Raw genomic sequence first — 17,042 nt, forward strand, 5'->3', positions numbered from 1 at the left:
TCATCGGGATTTTCTGCTTTTTGATGGCTTGTTTAGGCGTTTGCTTTCTCAATCAGCAATTCGCGAACACGACCAGCATCAGCCGAGCCCTTCATTGCCTGCATCACTGCACCGATAACGGCACCAGCGGCCTGCATGCGGCCCTCACGGATGGCATCAAGAACATCTGGCTGCTTGGCCAAGGCTGCATCAATTGCGGCAATCAGTGCGCCGTCATCTGAAACAACTTCAAGACCGCGTGCGGCCACAATCTCTGATGGAGAGCCCTCTCCAGCCAAAACATAGGTAAGTACCTCACGAGCTAGACGGTCGTTTAGCTTTCCAGCCTCTACTAGTCCGGCAAGCTCAGCCACCGAAGCACCAGAAATGTTCAACTCGGTGACATCCTGGTCTTGGCTGTTGGCAATTCGGGCAAGTTCGCCGGTCCACCACTTGCGGGCCGCCTGAGGCTTGGCTCCAGCGGCAACTGTTTCTTCAATCTGGTCAAGCAGGTCCGCGTTTACAACATCGCGGAATTCAAGGTCGGCAAAGCCCCATTCAGCCTGAACCCGCTTGCGGCGGTCAGCTGGCTTCTCCGGTAGCTTGGCGCGAAGCTCCTCAATCCACTCCTTTGAAGGCTGAACTGGAACCAAGTCTGGCTCTGGGAAGTAGCGGTAATCATCAGCATCTGACTTAGGGCGTCCTGAGCTGGTCGATCCCTTATCCTCGTGCCAGTGACGGGTCTCCTGGATAATTGAGCCGCCTTTGGCCAAGATTGCTGCCTGGCGCTGAATTTCGTAGCGAACCGCACGCTCGATTGAGCGAAGCGAGTTAACGTTTTTGGTCTCTGTACGAGTGCCTAGTTTTTCTTGACCGTGTGGGCGAAGCGAAACGTTGGCGTCACAGCGCACATTTCCGCGCTCCATCTTGGCGTCAGAAACACCCAAGCCCTTTACGATTTCACGAATCGAGCGCACGTAAGCCGCTGCCAGCTCTGGTGCCTCAGCACCGGCACCGTAGACAGGCTTGGTAACGATTTCAACTAGCGGAACACCGGCGCGGTTGTAATCAACTAGTGAGTACTCAGCGCCTTGAATACGACCGGTTGAACCACCAACGTGTGTTAGCTTGCCAGCGTCTTCTTCCATGTGAGCGCGTTCAATCTGAACTGTGAAACTCTTGCCAGAAGGAACCTCAACGTCAAGAGAACCTTCAAAAGCAATTGGCTCATCGTACTGAGAGGTTTGGAAGTTCTTGGCTAGGTCTGGGTAGAAGTAGTTCTTGCGAGCAAAGCGACCGGTAGGCGCAATTTCGCACCCCAAGGCCAAACCAATTGAAATGCTTGATTCAATGGCGCGCTTGTTTACAGCTGGCAATGATCCCGGTAGTCCAATACAGATTGGGCAAACGTTGGTGTTTGGCTCATCACCAAACTCGTTGCGGCAACCACAGAACATCTTGGTGTTGGTGTTTAGTTCAACGTGAACTTCTAGACCAATCACAACCTCGAACTGCTCCAAGGCCTTTTCGTAATTCATCAATTCGTCTTTAGCCATTAGCCGCGAACCTCCAACTCTGGTGCAAAATCAATCATTCGCTTGCCCCAGACATCTTCATGCATCTTTTCAAGCGCGGCACCTACCTGGTACAGGCGGGCATCGGCACGAGCCGGCGCCAGCAACTGAATACCCGATGGCAAATTAGTGTCTTCGGCCAAACCATTTGGAATTGCCATACCCGGGATACCTGCCAAGTTGGCCGGAATGGTGGCGATGTCATTGAGGTACATGGCCAGTGGGTCTTCAAGCTTCTCGCCCAACTTAAATGCGGTGGTTGGTGCAGTCGGTGAAACCAGTACGTCGGCTTTTGCAAACGCGGCATCGAAGTCACGCTGAATTAGTGTGCGCACCTTCTGGGCTGATCCGTAGTAGGCGTCGTAATAACCACTCGAAAGCGCATAGGTACCCAGGATAATTCGGCGCTTTACCTCAGGGCCAAAACCAGCCTCACGAGTAGCAGCCATAACGCGCTCGATGGTAGGCGCACCTTCTGGAGTTACGCGCAGACCAAAGCGGACCGAGTCGAATTTAGCCAGGTTTGAAGAAGCCTCGGCCGGAAGAATCAGGTAGTAGGCAGCAATTGCGTATTCAAAGCTTGGGCAATCGACCTCAACAATTTCGGCACCCGCGTTTGTCAGGAGCTCAAGGCTCTCGTTGAAACGCGCAGAAACACCTGGCTGAAAACCCGCGCCGGTGAGCTGCTTGATTACACCTATGCGCATGCCCTTGACGTCAAGTTTTTTAGCGGCCTCGGTCATAGAACCTAGAGATTCTGGCAACGAGGTGCTGTCGTGCGGGTCGTGGCCGGCGATTACGTCCTGAAGCAATGCGGCATCCAGAACATTTCGCGAAACTGGACCGATCTGGTCAAGTGAGCTTGCCAGAGCAATCAGGCCGTATCGAGAAACCGCACCATAGGTTGGCTTGGTTCCCACAGTTCCGGTTACGAATGCTGGGTAGCGAATCGAACCACCGGTATCAGAACCAATGGCCAGAGGCGCCTGGAACGAGGCAACGACAGAACTTGAGCCACCGCCCGAACCGCCTGGGATTCGGTCTAGGTCCCAAGGGTTGCGGCTCGGCCCGTAAGCCGAGAATTCGGTAGATGAACCCATGGCAAATTCGTCAAGGTTGGTCTTACCCAGAATTGGCATGCCCGCATCGCGAAGCTTCTTAACTACAGTTGCGTCGTACTGCGGAACCCAGCCCTCAAGGATTTTTGAACCAGAGGTAGTCGGGGCATCTGTGGTGGTTAGGTTGTCCTTGACTGCGATTGGAAGACCGGCAAGCTCGTGAAGCTGCTCCCCCGCCGCACGTCTACGGTCAATGTCTGCTGCGGCAGCAAGAGCCGCCTCTGGACCAACGTGCAGGTAAGAGTGGACTGCATCATCAACGGCAGCAGTGCGGTCTAGATGCGCCTGGGTGACTTCAACAGAAGAAACCTGGCCAGACTTGAGCAAATCAACCAGTTCACTGGCATTTTTACGAATGAGTTCAGACATTAACTACTCCCCATCCAGGATTGCGTGCACGCGGAAACGTCCATCAGCACTGTCGGCTGCACCTGACAAAGCCTCGGCTTGAGTTAGCGAAGGCTCGACGATGTCCTCGCGGAAAACATTTGCCATTGGGATTGGGTGGCTTGTTGCCGGAATGTCACCCTCAACCGCTGCTTTAACGGTTGCAACCGAATCAACGATCAGGCTAATTTGTTCGGCAAAAAGGGCTACTTCTTGATTAGTAACGTCAATGCGGGCCAGGTTGGCAAGATGCCTAACCAGGTCGGGCGTAATTTCAGACATAAATCCACTCGCTAGGCAACAGATGATTGACTCCTAGCCTACCAAACCGCCCCCAAAGGCACGGCTGTCTAGCCCTTGAGTCTGAGGATGAACTCATCCTCAGTAATTACCTCAACGCCAAGTTCCTCTGCCTTTGAAAGTTTGGATCCGGCATTTTCACCAGCCACCACAAAAGCGGTCTTTTTTGACACCGATGACGCCGCCTTGCCTCCGTTGGAAATGATGGCTTCCTCAATCTGCTCACGAGTGAAATTCTTGAGCGAACCAGTGGCAACGATGCTCATACCTTCAAAAATCCCGCCCGAAACAGCGGCCTCGCCCGGGCCTGCGTGGCCTGGAATTTCAAGTTGCACGCCAGCTACACGCCACTTTTCGATGATCTCGCGGTGCCAATCGATTGAGATCCACTCTTTGATTGACGCGGCAAGCGTTGGCCCAACGCCATCGACACGCGAAAGTTCGTCTTCGGAAGCAGTGAAAATTCGATCCAGCGAACCGAAGAAACTCGCCAACGACCTGGCTGCTACCGGACCAACATGCCTAATCGACAGAGCAACCAAAATTCGCCAGAGCGGCTTGGTCTTGGCCTCTTCAAGGTTTCGAATCAGTTTTAAGGCAACTTCAGCCGGCGAACCGTCTTTCTTTCTAAAAAAATCGACGATTTTTGGATCGCCGTTGGCATCAAGTTTTGGTAATCCAGAGTCTGGATCTAGAACCAGAGCCCGGATAGGCAGCAACTGATCGAGAGTTAGGTCGAACAAATCAGCCTCGGACCTAAGCGCTGATGAAGCAGGTTCGACCGGCTGGGTAAGTGCACAGGCGGCCACGTAACCCAAAGCCTCAATATCGAGGACTCCCCTTGAGCCTAAATAAGCTACCCGTTCACGCAACTGGGCTGGGCAACTGCGAGAGTTTTGGCAACGCAGGTCAACATCTCCCTCAGAAGATGGCGCTAGCGGCGAACCACAATCTGGGCACACGGTCGGCATGACAAAGGCGCGTTCCGCACCGGTCCGCAGCTCAACCACCGGCCCAAGAATTTCAGGAATTACATCGCCGGCCTTGCGAAGAACAACTGTGTCACCAATCAAAACACCCTTGGCCTTGACGACATCCTGGTTGTGAAGGGTCGCGAACTCAACCACAGACCCAGCGACCTTAACCGGCTCGACAACCGCGTAAGGGGTAGCCCGGCCGGTGCGGCCAACCGACACTCGAATGTCGAGAAGTTTGGTGTTCACCTGTTCGGGGGCGTACTTATAGGCAATAGCCCAACGAGGTGCGCGGGACGTGAATCCCAGATCTCGTTGGACAGCAAGGTCATCAAGTTTGACCACCACGCCGTCAATTTCGTGCTCTAGCGAGTGGCGTTTTTTCTCAAATTCATCGATGTATTTCAAAACCTCATCGACAGAATTCACAACCCGGAAGCGCTCTGAAGTCGGTAGACCCCAAGATTTAAGGAGTTCGTAAAGGTCCGACTGATTTTTGACCGGAGCATCAGGCCAAGCACCAATGCCGTGAACCAGCATTTTGAGCGGGCGGGTGGCTGTGACGCCGGCGTCTTTTTGCCTGAGCGAGCCACTGGCCGAGTTTCTAGGGTTTGCAAACGGAGCCTTACCCTCAGCAACTAATCCCTCATTCAACTTGGCAAAATCTTCGAGGCCAAAATAGATCTCACCGCGAACTTCGACGACCGGCGGATGGCCAGAACCAGAAAGTTTGCGCGGGATCGACTGGATAGTCAATACGTTTGCAGTTACGTCCTCGCCGACCACGCCGTCGCCTCGTGTGGCGGCCGAAACCAAACGGCCATCGACATACCGAAGGTTGATTGCCAGGCCATCAATTTTTAATTCACACAGATACGGGCCATCGCCACCTCGTTCGGCCCAAGAGCGAAACTCTTCGAACGAAAATACATTGTCGAGGCTCATCATCCGGTCCAGGTGCTCGACCGGTGCAAATGCCTGATTGGCAGAACCACCCACGGTTTGTGTTGGACTGTCGCCCGAAATAAGTTCTGGATTTTCGGACTCCAGAGCTTCAAGCTCGTGCAAGAGCGCGTCGTACTCTGCATCGCTAATCAGAACGGTGTTGCCCTCGTAATACGCAGCACGGTGATGATTGAGTTGGTCAACTAGTTCTTCGATGCGTTTAGCTGCCGCCGCCTTCAACAGATCCACAGGTTACTCAGCACCGACTGGAACTGCCGATACGGTTTGATCAATTGTCATCTGACCTAACACCCTGGTACCGAGGTACAGAACGGCGGTCTGCCCTGGCGCAACACCAAGCAGTGGTTCGCTGACTCGAATTACCATGGCGGAATCTGTGACCTTGAATTCAGCTGCAATTGCATCGCCGTGCGCACGTACCTGCACATGAATTTGCGTCCAGTCAGACGTATTTGCCGGAGCCTGTCCGCACCAGGTGAACTTTTCACCGACCATCTCAGCAATAGCCAAAGCTGCCTGAGAGCCGACCACCACAGTGTTGGTCTTTGGTCGAATTTCAAGCACATAGCGAGGTTTACCGTCAGCAGCCGGCCGACCGATTGAAAGACCCTTACGCTGCCCAACTGTAAAACCGTGTGCGCCCTCGTGAGAACCCAGAACATTGCCTTCACGGTCAATGATTGGTCCGGTCTCTTTGCCAACCTTGTCGGCTAGCCAATCCTGGGTGTCACCCTCTGGAATAAAGCAGATGTCATAGCTATCCGGCTTATTAGCTACCGCCAAACCGCGTTCCATTGCCTCAGCACGAATTAGATCTTTTGAGGCGGTGGCACCAAGGGGAAACATTGAATGCTTGAGTTGCTCAGCGGTAAGCACGCCCAAAACATAAGACTGATCCTTGGCCAGGGCTGCCGAACGGTGCAACTCAAGATTGCCTGCCTCGTCTGTCAGCAGGCTGGCATAGTGCCCGGTGCAAACAGCATCGAAGCCCAGAGCCAAAGCCTTTTCAAGTAGGGCAGCAAATTTGATTCGCTCGTTACAGCGCATACACGGATTCGGAGTGCGCCCGGCTTGGTATTCGGCAATGAAATCGTCGACAACATCAGCCTTGAACCGCTCGGAGAAGTCCCACACATAGTAGGGAATTCCGAGGATATTGGCCGCACGCTGGGCATCCATCGAGTCTTCAATGGTGCAGCAACCACGGGAACCGGTTCTGAGCGTGCCAGGCATGCGCGAGAGTGCTAGGTGCACTCCCACAACTTCATGGCCGGCTTCAACGGCCCTCGCAGCAGCAACGGCTGAGTCAACCCCGCCAGACATCGCAGCTAAAACCTTCATGCCACAAGTCTACTTTCCAGCACCGTCAGGCTATTGAGTTACCGACCTGAAACCCCAGCCTTTCTGGCGGAGGCGTAGGCTGCCGGCAACGCAGCTAAAAACTGATCAATTTCAGCGCGAGATGTTTGTGGACTGATTGAAAGCCTTAGGCAACTTCGAGCCTCAACCTCAGACCTACCGGTTGCAATCACTACGTGCGATGGGTCAGCGACTCCTGCTCTGCAGGCTGAACCAGTAGACACTGCGATGTTGGATGTGTCCAGCAAGAACAGCAAGGAGTCTCCGGCGCAACCTGGAAACATGAAGTGAGCATTTCCAGAAATAGCTGGGGCATCTCCTCGCGTGAAGATCGCCTCAGGAACCAATGTGCCTACCTGCTCGCGCAAATAAACAATCAAGCCGCTCATCTGCTCAAGTTTGGCGTCAAGGTCAGTAACCGCCAGTCGACAGGCTTCGGCGAGCGCAACGGCAAGTGCAGCCGACAGCGTGCCCGAACGAACCCCTCGCTCCTGACCGCCGCCATGAATCACCTCGGTCAAATTGGTCTTTCTCGAGACAATCAAGGCGCCGATGCCTACCGGCGCACCAAGCTTGTGGCCAGAGATCGACATAGCCGCCAGCCCTGATTGGCCGAAGTTGACCGGCGTATGACCAAAGGCTGCCACTGCATCGGAGTGGACCGGAACTTGGTGAGCTGCAGCCAGAGCGGTGATTTCTCTAATTGGTGCAATTACACCAATTTCGTTGTTGGCCCACATGAGTGAAATGAAAGCGATTTCAGACGAGCGTTCGGCCAGCACATTTCTGAGCCATTCGAGGTCAAGCTCACCCCGTTGGCTTACCGGACACCAGAGAACTTCGGCTCCCTGCTCTTTCTCAAGCCACTCAAGTGGTTCGATTACAGCGTGGTGCTCGGTGGCCGCTGAAACGATTACGGTCCGCTTAGCGTCTTGCCCAGAACGATGCCAGAACAATCCCTTCACTGCCAGGTTGTCAGCCTCTGTACCGCCAGAGGTAAAAATTACCTCACTCCGGTGGGCTCCTACGGCAGCAGCAATTGCTTCGCGTGCCTCTTCGACCACCCGCCGTGCAGATTGTCCGAGGCTGTGCACTGATGAGGGGTTGCCGATGAGGTCAAGATTCTCGAGGTAGGCGCGCTTTACCTCGGGCAACAACGGAGAAGTTGCTGCGTGATCTAGGTATACGGCCATAGGTCAAGACTAATCTTTGGCCGTACTGGTTAATAAGACTGAAACCGTTTGCTGGTTAGGATTAGCGAGTTGCTTTGTTTGACCCTACGAACATAAATGGTGCAAATGTCTGATTTTCAAATGCCTGAACCAGGCCAGATGGGCGTTACCGTCTCTGACGGCATCGGCACTATTCGCGTGTACTCAGATTCGGCGACCACAATTGAAGTCTGCATTCTGAATCCTGAGAATCCTCGCGAAACAATCGAAACCATCGACTTGGTTCGCGGTGCCCACGGAATTTGGTCGGCTTCTAGCAGCCACTTGGTCCCTGGTACCAAGTACGGCCTTCGAGCAACGGGCCCAGAGGGTCCACGCCACCGCTTCAACAGCAGCCTGCTGCTGATTGACCCATACGCCAAGGGTGTTATTCGCGAGAGCGCGAGAGAGTTTCACTGTGTTGTGGTCGACGGGGACTTCGATTGGCAGGGCGTTGCCAAGCCAAACATTCCGCTAGACGAATTAGTTATCTATGAGGCACATGCCCGTGGCCTCACTCGTGGCAATAGCGCACTGCCTGATGAACTTCGCGGCACCTATGCGGCACTTGGCCACCCCAGCACGATTGAGCATCTAAAGAACATCGGGGTAAACGCCGTTGAGCTATTGCCGATTCAGATGTTCATCTCTGAACCGCGCCTGATGAACATGGGCCTCATTAACTACTGGGGCTACAACTCAATCAATTTCTTTACCCCACATCACCGATACGCCACCGCTGCGGCTATTAAGGCTGGCCCTGAGGCAATCTTGGTTGAGCTCAAGACCGCCATCCGTGAATTGCACCGCAATGGCATTGAAGTACTGCTGGACGTGGTCTACAACCACACTGCCGAAGGTGGCGGCGGCGGCCTGACCCACTCATATCGTGGATTGGACAATTCCAACTACTACCGTCAAGACGAAAAAGGTTGGTACCACGACACCACTGGTTGCGGTAACTCACTGGATTTCAGCAACCCTCATGTGGTTCACATGGTGCTCGAAAGCCTGCGCTACTGGACTACAGAGCTGCAGGTAGACGGCTACCGGTTTGACCTGGCCACCACTCTTGCTCGCGACGAGAACAACCACTACGACCCGAACCACCCGCTGCTCCGATCAATTGTGGAGGACCCTATTTTGGCCGAGGCCAAGATGATCGTTGAGCCTTGGGATGTTGGCCTTGGCGGCTGGCAAACCGGAAACTTCCCTGAACGGTTCAGCGAGTGGAACGACCGCTACCGCGATTCAGTCAGACGGTTCTGGCTCGGTGACATCGCTGCGGCAAGAAATTCTGGAAGCCACTGGAATGGCGTTAGCGATCTTGCCACCCGCCTATCCGGGTCTCGAGACATCTTTGACAGCCCGACCGGCACTGTTGGAGCGGTAAACTTCATAACCGCACACGATGGTTTTTGCCTTCGCGACTTGGTTAGCTACGACGTCAAGCACAACCAGTCCAACGGTGAGAGCAACCGCGATGGAACCAACGGCAACCACTCGTTCAACCATGGGCACGAGGGAATCGGTGCTACTGAGCAGATTGTGGCTCAACGACACAAGGCTGCCCGAAACCTGATGGCAACGCTGCTGTTCTCTTACGGAATTCCGATGATTACCGCCGGTGACGAGCGACTAAAAACTCAGAACGGCAACAACAACGCATACTGCCAAGACAACGTCATGACCTGGGTTAACTGGAATCCAAGCCGAAGTGAACGCGACTTCGAAAAAACCTTCAGCTACCTAACGCAGCTACGCCGCGAAAATCCGGTACTGCGCCCTCGAAACTACAGCTCGTTCGATGACGCCACCTCAGAACACGACCTGCTCAAGTGGTACAACGCAGCCGGTGAAATTATGTCGACCGATGACTGGCACAACACCGAATGCCGAACCATCAGCCGCTACAGCCTGCACATTGCGGCAAACGGTGAGAAAAACTCAATGCTGTTGGTAATCCACGGTGTTGAGAAAACCACCGAGGTTACCTTGCCGGCCGCCGACGGAGTAACCGGTTACGAAATGCTCTGGAATAGTGCCCACGATGTTCCACGGGCTTCAACCCAGACCTATCTGCCGGGCGACACTGTGAATCTGTCGGGCACATCGATGCAGCTTTTCCGCGCCAGCTTTGCCTAACTCACCACTAACTTGCTAACGGATATGTAAAGCCTTGGTAAACCGGGCAATCCGTCAATAATTTGTCGCTAAGTTATGGAGTGTGAGCAAAGTTAACCAGATCAGCTACCGACACGCACGACCATTTGGGCGCCTACCGATTTTGTCAGTCTCTCCGGCTGTCGAGAATGGTCGCTGGCCAGCCAAAGCCTATGCCGGTGAAGTAGTTCCTTTTGCCGCCACAGTTTTTCGCGAGGGTCACGACGCGCTCGCCGCAGAGGTGCTACTAACCTCACCGACCGGAACCCAAACCGTGCACCGTATGGTGGCTGGCGCTCCAGGCTCAGACCGCTGGCACACATCGGTGTTGCTTTCTGAAGAAGGCACCTACACCTTTCAGATTCGTGCTTTTGCAGATGATTTTGAAACCTGGCACCACAACGCCAGTGTCAAGCTTGCCGTTGGGGTTGACGAAGAACTGATGATGCTCGAGGGCATTGCCCTCTTGACCCGGGCCGCAGCCGAAAAAGGCCGCACAGCCGCAAACGCACGCAACTTGGTTGAACTAGCCGAAAAACTTGGCGACACCTCACGTTCTGCCCAATCGCGATTTGCCGAGGCCGAAACCAAAGCCATCGCAAAGGCCATCGCCAACCAACCGATTCGCAGTCTGATTACCCTCAGCGAAGATTTCGAGATCAAATCCGAGCGCTCACGGTCAGGTGTTGGCGCATGGTACGAGTTCTTCCCGCGCAGCGAGGGAGCCAAGTTTGATGCCAAAACCAAGACTTGGACCTCGGGCACTTTCAAAACAGCGATGAAGCGTCTGCCAGCTGTGGCGGAAATGGGCTTCAACGTGCTGTACATGCCGCCAATCCACCCAATCGGTGTTGCATATCGAAAGGGGCCGAACAACACGCTCACAGCCGGGCCACAGGACCCTGGATCACCTTGGGCAATTGGTTCCGAGGCTGGTGGCCACGATGCCATTCACCCAGACCTAGGAACCGAGAAGGACTTTGCCGCATTTGTTAGAGCGGCTAATGATCGTGGAATTGAAATTGCCTTGGACTTTGCGCTGCAGGCATCACCTGACCACCCGTGGGTCAGGTCCAACCCTGAGTGGTTTACAACTCGTGCGGATGGGTCAATTGCCTATGCCGAAAACCCTCCTAAGAAGTACCAGGATATTTTCCCGATCAACTTCGATAACGACCCAGAAGGCATCTACTTCGAGTCACTTCGGATTATCAAGCTGTGGGTTTCGCGCGGAGTAAAGATTTTCCGGGTTGATAACCCACACACCAAACCGGTGGCTTTCTGGGAATGGCTGATCAATGAGGTCAACGCAGAGTTTCCTGAGGTGGTCTTTTTGGCCGAAGCTTTTACTCGACCTGCCATGATGCACGCTCTTGGTAAGGCCGGTTTCCAGCAGTCCTACACCTACTACACCTGGCGAAACACCAAGGCGGAGCTAGAAAGCTACCTGACCGAGATTTCCAAGGCCAGTTCGGACTTCTTCCGCCCAAACCTATGGGTGAGCACCCCTGACATTTTGACCGAGTACCTGCAGTTTGGTGGCCCGGCAGCACACAAGATTCGCGCTGCAATCGCAGCTACTGCCTCACCTAGCTGGGGAATGTATGCCGGCTACGAACTTTGCGAGTCGGTGGCCCGCCCAGGCGCAGAAGAACACATTGATAGCGAAAAGTTTGAGTACCGGCCACGTGACTGGCAGGCTGCTGAAAAGGGCGGTCGAAGCATTGCCCCATACATCACCAAACTTAATCAGATTCGTGCCGCCCACCCTGCCCTGCGTCAACTGAGAAACTTTGAGCTTCACCACACAGACGACTCGGCAATCATCTGCTACTCAAAGCATCTGGCGGCAGAACACACCGAGAGCGGAAAAGCAGACACCGTTTTGGTGGTGGCAAATGTTGATCCGCACGCTGTGCGCGAAACAACAGTGCACTTGAATCTAGCCAAACTTGGCCTACCTGAGGGCGCAACCTTCGAAGTGCATGACCTGATTACTGGCGAGACCTACAAATGGTCCACCGATAACTACGTCCGCCTCGATGCATTCCACGAACCTGCACACATTTTCAAAATCGGCAAAGTGCTTTAAGAGAAAGATCAACCATGGCTACTCGTAAAAAGACTCAAATCACTCTGCCTGAGCTCTCTGGCGATTTCATTGAGCGGGTTGCCAATGGCGCCCACCACGACCCTCACTCGTTGCTGGGTATTCACCCGCACGAAACCGGATGGGTGATTAGAACCCTGAAGCCATTGGCAAAAACTGTCACTGCGATTCTGGACGGCGCCGACCCAGTAACCCTTGTCCACCTCTCACACGGGGTCTGGCAGGGGTTTGTGGACGCAAAGAAGGTTCCTGACTACCGAATCGTTGCCACCTATGAGGGCGATGACGCAGAGGTTGAATGGCGCATCGACGACCCTTACCGCCACGTGCCGACTCTAGGGGAACTTGACCTTCACTTGATTCGCGAAGGCCGCCACGAAGAGCTTTGGCGAGCACTGGGCTCGAACCTTCACAGCGTTAAGGGATCGTTGGGTGAAAGCCACGGCACCCGTTTTGCAGTCTGGGCTCCAAACGCTCAGGCCGTGCGTGTGGTTGGCGAATTCAATCACTGGAATGGTGTTGCACACTCAATGCGCGTAATGGGCGCCTCTGGCGTTTGGGAACTGTTCATTCCGGGCATCGGTGCTGGCACCAAATACAAGTACGAAATTTTGACCCAGGACGGCAACTGGATTACCAAGATTGACCCGCTGGCCCGGGCTACCGAAGTGCCGCCTTCAACCGCATCAATCGTGTCTGAGTCCACCTATAAGTGGAAAGACAAGAAGTGGATCGACGCTCGTACCAAGCGGGATGCTCTGAAAGCACCGATGTCTATTTACGAACTGCACGCCGGTTCGTGGAGACTTGGCCTGGATTACCGCGGACTTGCCGACGAGCTGATTCCATACGTTAAAGAGATGGGCTTTACGCATGTTGAGTTCATGCCGCTTGCCGAGCATCCTTACGCACCATCCTGGGGTTACCAGGTAACCGGTTACTACGCCCCGACCTCAAGATTTGGCTCTGCTGATGACCTCAAGTACCTAATCGACCGTCTGCACGCCGAAAACATCGGTGTGATTCTTGACTGGGTTCCAGCTCACTTTCCGAAGGATGAATGGGCCTTGGGCCGCTTTGATGGGCGTGCGCTGTATGAGGCTGAAGACCCTCGACGCGGTGAGCACCCAGACTGGGGTACCTTCATCTTTGATTTTGGCCGCACCGAGGTTAAGAACTTCTTGGTTGCCAACGCCCTCTACTGGCTTGAAGAATTCCACATCGATGGACTCCGCGTGGATGCGGTTGCTTCAATGCTGTACCTTGACTACTCGCGCGAGAGCGACAACTGGCTACCAAACCAATTTGGTGGCCGCGAAAACCTTGATGCCATCTCGTTCATGCAAGAGGTAAACGCCACCGCGTATCGCCGCAATCCTGGAATCATGATGATTGCTGAGGAATCAACCAGTTGGGGTGGCGTAAGCGCACCAACCGACGGTGGCGGACTTGGCTTTGGATTCAAGTGGAACATGGGCTGGATGAACGACACCCTCCAGTACATCGAAAAAGACCCGGCCTACCGCAAGTACCACCACGGCGAACTGACCTTCTCGATGCTCTATGCCTACGACGAGAAGTTCATCCTGCCAATTAGCCACGACGAGGTAGTACATGGTAAGGGCTCGCTGCTTTCAAAGATGCCGGGCGACCGCTGGCAGCAATTGGCCAATGTTCGTGCCTACCTGGCATTCATGTGGGCTCACCCTGGCAAGCAGCTGTTGTTCATGGGTTCAGAGTTTGGTCAGCAGTCAGAGTGGAACCAAGAGCGCGGACTCGAGTGGTGGATTTTGGACCAGCCGATTCACCGCGGTCTGCAGCAGTTGGTAGCAACGCTCAATCGCGTTTACCTAGAAAACCCATCGATGTGGCAACTTGACCACGACCACAGGGGCTTTGTTTGGATCGACGGCGGCAACGCAGACGGCAACCTGCTCTCATTCCTTCGCTATGACGAAAAGGGCGAGCCAATAGCTGTCGTGATCAACTTTGCCGGCCACCCTCACCATGACTTCAAGCTCGGATTACCAAAGTCGGGCAAGTGGAATGAAATTTTGAACACTGATGCCGCTGAGTTCGGTGGCTCGGGAGTCGGAAACTTTGGTCAAATAGAAGCGACTGGTGACGGAACCCACGGTCAACCGCACTCGGCTAGCATTTCGGTGCCACCGCTCGGTGCCGTTTGGTTCAAGCCGGCCAAGTAATTTTGGAACGGTAGCCGCTATCGGTGGCTGTTTAGTAGAGCAACGCTGCCAAGGCTCGACGAGCTTGCGCAAGTTCTGGTGCATCAGGCTGTGAAATCGAGAAGAGCTCGAGCAGGTGTTTTCTTAAAACCTCGCGCTCATCTTTGTCGGCCACAGCGAACCGGGTGAGAACAGTTTGGTACCCCTGACCCGCGTGACCGATGGCAACGAGCACATCTGCCTTTAGAAGTGCCTCTGCCTGGTTCTGTGGCGCTGACCCAAGTACGGCGTCAAAGTCCACTCCCCTGGTTCGCTCCAGCAATTTGGCCTGGGCCAAGCCAGCTACGGCCAGTGCATCCGCTGGGCTATCCAACAAAATTCCCTGATAAATAGCCACGGCGCCCTGATAGTTGCCAGCCTCAATTGCCTCGATGGCCTCTAGGTGCTTTGGAGGCAGAGTTGGCTCTGCTGGGCCGCTGAATTCATCTGAGACGGTCAAGGCCCCAGCAACGCCGTTTTCTTGCGCAACCTGCAAGAGGCGGTTCAGATAGGCGTTTACGTGATCCAGCGGCTGATCACCTTCGAACAGTGGAACTGGCTGACCCTTGATCAGGGCGACGACGCTTGGTATGGCCTGGATAGCAAAAGCCTGAACAACCTCTGGCGAAGCCTGGGCGTCGATGCGCACCAAAAGGGTTCGGCCACCGAGGGAGCGAACGGCCTTTTCGAGCGAAACCGCTAGGGCATCACTCTGGGGGTTTCCGGCGGAAAAGAATTCGATGACAACCGGAACGTTCGCTGAAATCGTGACGAAACCTTTGAGGTTATTGGCGTTTCCGAGGGCGACTAGGTCAGGGACACGGATTGGTTCCTGAACACCAGTTTGGCTCTGTGCGCCGGTAGCCTGATTGACCTCAGGTTTTCTCAAGCTGGACAAGTCAACGGCCCCGGCCAAACTTGCTCTAGACATCGAATCGGCCATTTTTACAACACCTTTACGCTGAGTAGTCCCTGGGTCACACCAAGCAAACGAGCCTTTTTGTCGGCCTCACTCAAAGCCGGCACATAGAACAGCAGCATGTTTCCGTACACACTGGTTACACCCGTGGTCGAACCATCTGCGCCCAAAAGCAACTTCTCCTGCCCAGAAACCGCAACAGCGGATCCGGCCGACTTTGGCTTGATCTTGTAGGTATCGGTCATGTAAACCGCGACCAAGGCCCCCGAATCGCTTGTAGACAGGGCGGGAACATTTGGATTGCCGAGCTTATGCGTGAATGTGATTTTTGCTTCGGTCAATGTTTCAATCTGCTTTTTCTGGCTGGCAGACACCTGGATGAAGAACTCGTCCTCAGCTGTATCAAACAGGCTAAAGCTAAGGCTGGCTTGACCCTTGTTGATTGCATCTCCATAAGCAGCCGGCAGTGCCTTCGGTTCCAACTTCAAGAACAAACTGTCTGACTCAACCGGAATAGCACCGATGTCCGAACCGGCAACACCTGGAATTTCGGCGCCCGGCATGAGGCGAATGTTGTACCAGAGGCGGTACTTGCTTCGCGGAGTATCTTGCTGCAAAACCAGCATCTGAGGAAGGGCTTCGTCACCAGGGGCATCGGTTACGGCCATGACCACGCGAGGCCAAGCGGTACTTGCTGCCGGCAGACTAAAGGACAGCGGTGAGTCAACGATCGCTGGCATTGCAGCAACAGTGTCTGACTTCTTCTGCAGCTTGTAGTGGGTGGTTCGGATAGCAAGTGCCGGGCCAACAATTCGTGACTTGAGCAGCTTTGCATCCTTGGCATCGTCACCCGATAGCGCAACGGCGGCAACATCCGCAAGAATTCGCTTTAGTTGAGGCTCAGTGACCACTGCAGGCGGAGCATCGCTGGCAGATGCACTTGGGCTCGGGCTAGGTTCAGCCACCGGCAGCAGTTGGCAACCGGTCAGCAAAGAAAGCACCGATAGCGTAGCTGGAACGGCAATAAACGCCCTGCGTCGTGCCGATCGGCGACCCTTCACCGGCGCATTTCCCTTGGTTTTTTTGGCACGGTAACGCGGAGGCTTCGGCGGAGTTGGGGTTCGACGGCGAGGCCCACGGTTGCGGCGCATGGTTTGGTAGGCAATCAGGTTCATGATGAATGCTGCCAGAAGCACCACGCCACCACCGATTAGCAAGATGTTTGACGAGGTGAAATCCGGAACAATCGACCAAACTAGTCGGATTCGGTTCGGAGCGGGAGCGACACCATCAGAGGCAAGGAGCACCGCATTCTCATCAGCGGTTGGCACCGGCAAGCTGGCATCAATTTCATCGTTGGTGAAATCACGCCAAAGATCTGAGCCAACCGGAGTGCCGACGTTCTCAGAACCCATCACAAAGTCTGCCTGCACGCCGGTCTTTGCATCGCCAACAGCAAGCTGGTTGTGATTAACGGTGCCTATCCAAGCTTCAATGTCACTTTGGCGCCCAGTGGCAATAAAGACCGTTTCTGAACCCATGGCCTCAATAACAGGAGTACCGGGATAGGAAGTCAGAACTGAGTTTGGGACAACCACAAGTGAACTTGGGTTTTCAATACTCACTTCGGCAACGTGTGCCTCAGGCGGGGCCCAGATGGTTCGCTGCGCCAGACCGAACACCAACATGAAAACAGAAATGACGAATAGCGCAGCTGCAATCAAAAAGCGCATGCGATATCCAATCAGGTAAACTTGGCG

At 54.4% G+C, this 17,042-nt stretch carries 11 protein-coding genes; 3 read left to right on the top strand and 8 right to left on the bottom strand.

Features of this window, described 5'->3' with window-relative positions:
• Positions 1-32: 32 nt before the first annotated feature.
• The 6 genes from gatB to OO731_RS04170 form a co-directional block, all read right to left on the bottom strand.
• Positions 33-1,535: an Asp-tRNA(Asn)/Glu-tRNA(Gln) amidotransferase subunit GatB gene (gene gatB / locus OO731_RS04145; RefSeq protein WP_264889767.1), complete on the bottom strand. Its 1,503-nt coding sequence runs from the start codon at positions 1,533-1,535 to the stop codon at positions 33-35.
• Positions 1,535-3,040 carry an Asp-tRNA(Asn)/Glu-tRNA(Gln) amidotransferase subunit GatA gene (gatA, locus tag OO731_RS04150; protein ID WP_264889768.1) on the bottom strand — a complete coding sequence of 502 codons (1,506 nt, stop codon included), beginning with the start codon at positions 3,038-3,040 and terminating at the stop codon, positions 1,535-1,537. The genes gatB and gatA overlap by 1 nt, the downstream gene beginning before the upstream one ends.
• 3 nt (positions 3,041-3,043) lie before the next feature.
• Positions 3,044-3,340, bottom strand: coding sequence for an Asp-tRNA(Asn)/Glu-tRNA(Gln) amidotransferase subunit GatC (gene gatC / locus OO731_RS04155; RefSeq protein WP_264889769.1), 297 nt, complete (start codon positions 3,338-3,340; stop codon positions 3,044-3,046).
• A gap of 68 nt (positions 3,341-3,408) precedes the next feature.
• Positions 3,409-5,520 (bottom strand): NAD-dependent DNA ligase LigA, encoded by a 2,112-nt coding sequence (gene ligA, locus OO731_RS04160; protein ID WP_264890667.1) that lies wholly within the window; start codon positions 5,518-5,520, stop codon positions 3,409-3,411.
• A gap of 9 nt (positions 5,521-5,529) precedes the next feature.
• The gene (gene mnmA, locus OO731_RS04165; RefSeq protein ID WP_264889770.1) at positions 5,530-6,639 is read right to left on the bottom strand and encodes a tRNA 2-thiouridine(34) synthase MnmA; all 1,110 of its coding nucleotides are present in this window, start codon (positions 6,637-6,639) and stop codon (positions 5,530-5,532) included.
• Between the two features lie 38 nt (positions 6,640-6,677).
• Positions 6,678-7,850 (bottom strand): cysteine desulfurase family protein, encoded by a 1,173-nt coding sequence (locus OO731_RS04170; protein WP_264889771.1) that lies wholly within the window; start codon positions 7,848-7,850, stop codon positions 6,678-6,680.
• A 105-nt stretch (positions 7,851-7,955) separates the two neighbouring features.
• Here OO731_RS04170 and glgX point away from each other — a divergent pair, with 105 nt between their 5' ends.
• The 3 genes from glgX to glgB all read left to right on the top strand — a co-directional run bounded on the left by glgX (position 7,956) and on the right by glgB (position 14,345).
• A complete protein-coding gene (gene glgX, locus OO731_RS04175) occupies positions 7,956-10,013 on the top strand; it encodes a glycogen debranching protein GlgX (RefSeq protein WP_264889772.1) in 2,058 nt (685 codons plus the stop codon).
• An 82-nt stretch (positions 10,014-10,095) separates the two neighbouring features.
• Complete coding sequence (locus OO731_RS04180) at positions 10,096-12,123, top strand: alpha-1,4-glucan--maltose-1-phosphate maltosyltransferase (protein WP_264889773.1); 2,028 nt, start codon at positions 10,096-10,098, stop codon at positions 12,121-12,123.
• A gap of 14 nt (positions 12,124-12,137) precedes the next feature.
• Positions 12,138-14,345 carry a 1,4-alpha-glucan branching protein GlgB gene (glgB, locus tag OO731_RS04185; protein WP_264889774.1) on the top strand — a complete coding sequence of 736 codons (2,208 nt, stop codon included), beginning with the start codon at positions 12,138-12,140 and terminating at the stop codon, positions 14,343-14,345.
• Positions 14,346-14,376: 31 nt separating this feature from the next.
• Here the strand turns inward: glgB and OO731_RS04190 are convergent, their stop codons facing one another.
• Together OO731_RS04190 and OO731_RS04195 are read right to left on the bottom strand one after the other, a co-directional pair.
• Positions 14,377-15,294 (bottom strand): tetratricopeptide repeat protein, encoded by a 918-nt coding sequence (locus OO731_RS04190; protein ID WP_264889775.1) that lies wholly within the window; start codon positions 15,292-15,294, stop codon positions 14,377-14,379.
• A gap of 14 nt (positions 15,295-15,308) precedes the next feature.
• Positions 15,309-17,015, bottom strand: a complete 1,707-nt coding sequence (locus tag OO731_RS04195; protein ID WP_264889776.1) for a hypothetical protein — start codon at positions 17,013-17,015, stop codon at positions 15,309-15,311.
• Positions 17,016-17,042: the final 27 nt, after the last annotated feature.

The organism is Rhodoluna sp. KAS3, assembly GCF_026000575.1.
Taxonomy (GTDB): domain Bacteria; phylum Actinomycetota; class Actinomycetes; order Actinomycetales; family Microbacteriaceae; genus Rhodoluna.

Bases quoted from the DNA above. Each gene is read 5' to 3' on its own strand.
- gatA (WP_264889768.1), bottom strand. From the start codon at position 3,040: ATGTCTGAACTCATTCGTAAAAATGCCAGTGAACTGGTTGATTTGCTC.
- gatB (WP_264889767.1), bottom strand. From the start codon at position 1,535: ATGGCTAAAGACGAATTGATGAATTACGAAAAGGCCTTGGAGCAGTTC.
- OO731_RS04170 (WP_264889771.1), bottom strand. From the start codon at position 7,850: ATGGCCGTATACCTAGATCACGCAGCAACTTCTCCGTTGTTGCCCGAG.
- OO731_RS04190 (WP_264889775.1), bottom strand. From the start codon at position 15,294: ATGTCTAGAGCAAGTTTGGCCGGGGCCGTTGACTTGTCCAGCTTGAGA.
- gatC (WP_264889769.1), bottom strand. From the start codon at position 3,340: ATGTCTGAAATTACGCCCGACCTGGTTAGGCATCTTGCCAACCTGGCC.
- OO731_RS04195 (WP_264889776.1), bottom strand. From the start codon at position 17,015: ATGCGCTTTTTGATTGCAGCTGCGCTATTCGTCATTTCTGTTTTCATG.
- glgB (WP_264889774.1), top strand. From the start codon at position 12,138: ATGGCTACTCGTAAAAAGACTCAAATCACTCTGCCTGAGCTCTCTGGC.
- mnmA (WP_264889770.1), bottom strand. From the start codon at position 6,639: ATGAAGGTTTTAGCTGCGATGTCTGGCGGGGTTGACTCAGCCGTTGCT.
- glgX (WP_264889772.1), top strand. From the start codon at position 7,956: ATGTCTGATTTTCAAATGCCTGAACCAGGCCAGATGGGCGTTACCGTC.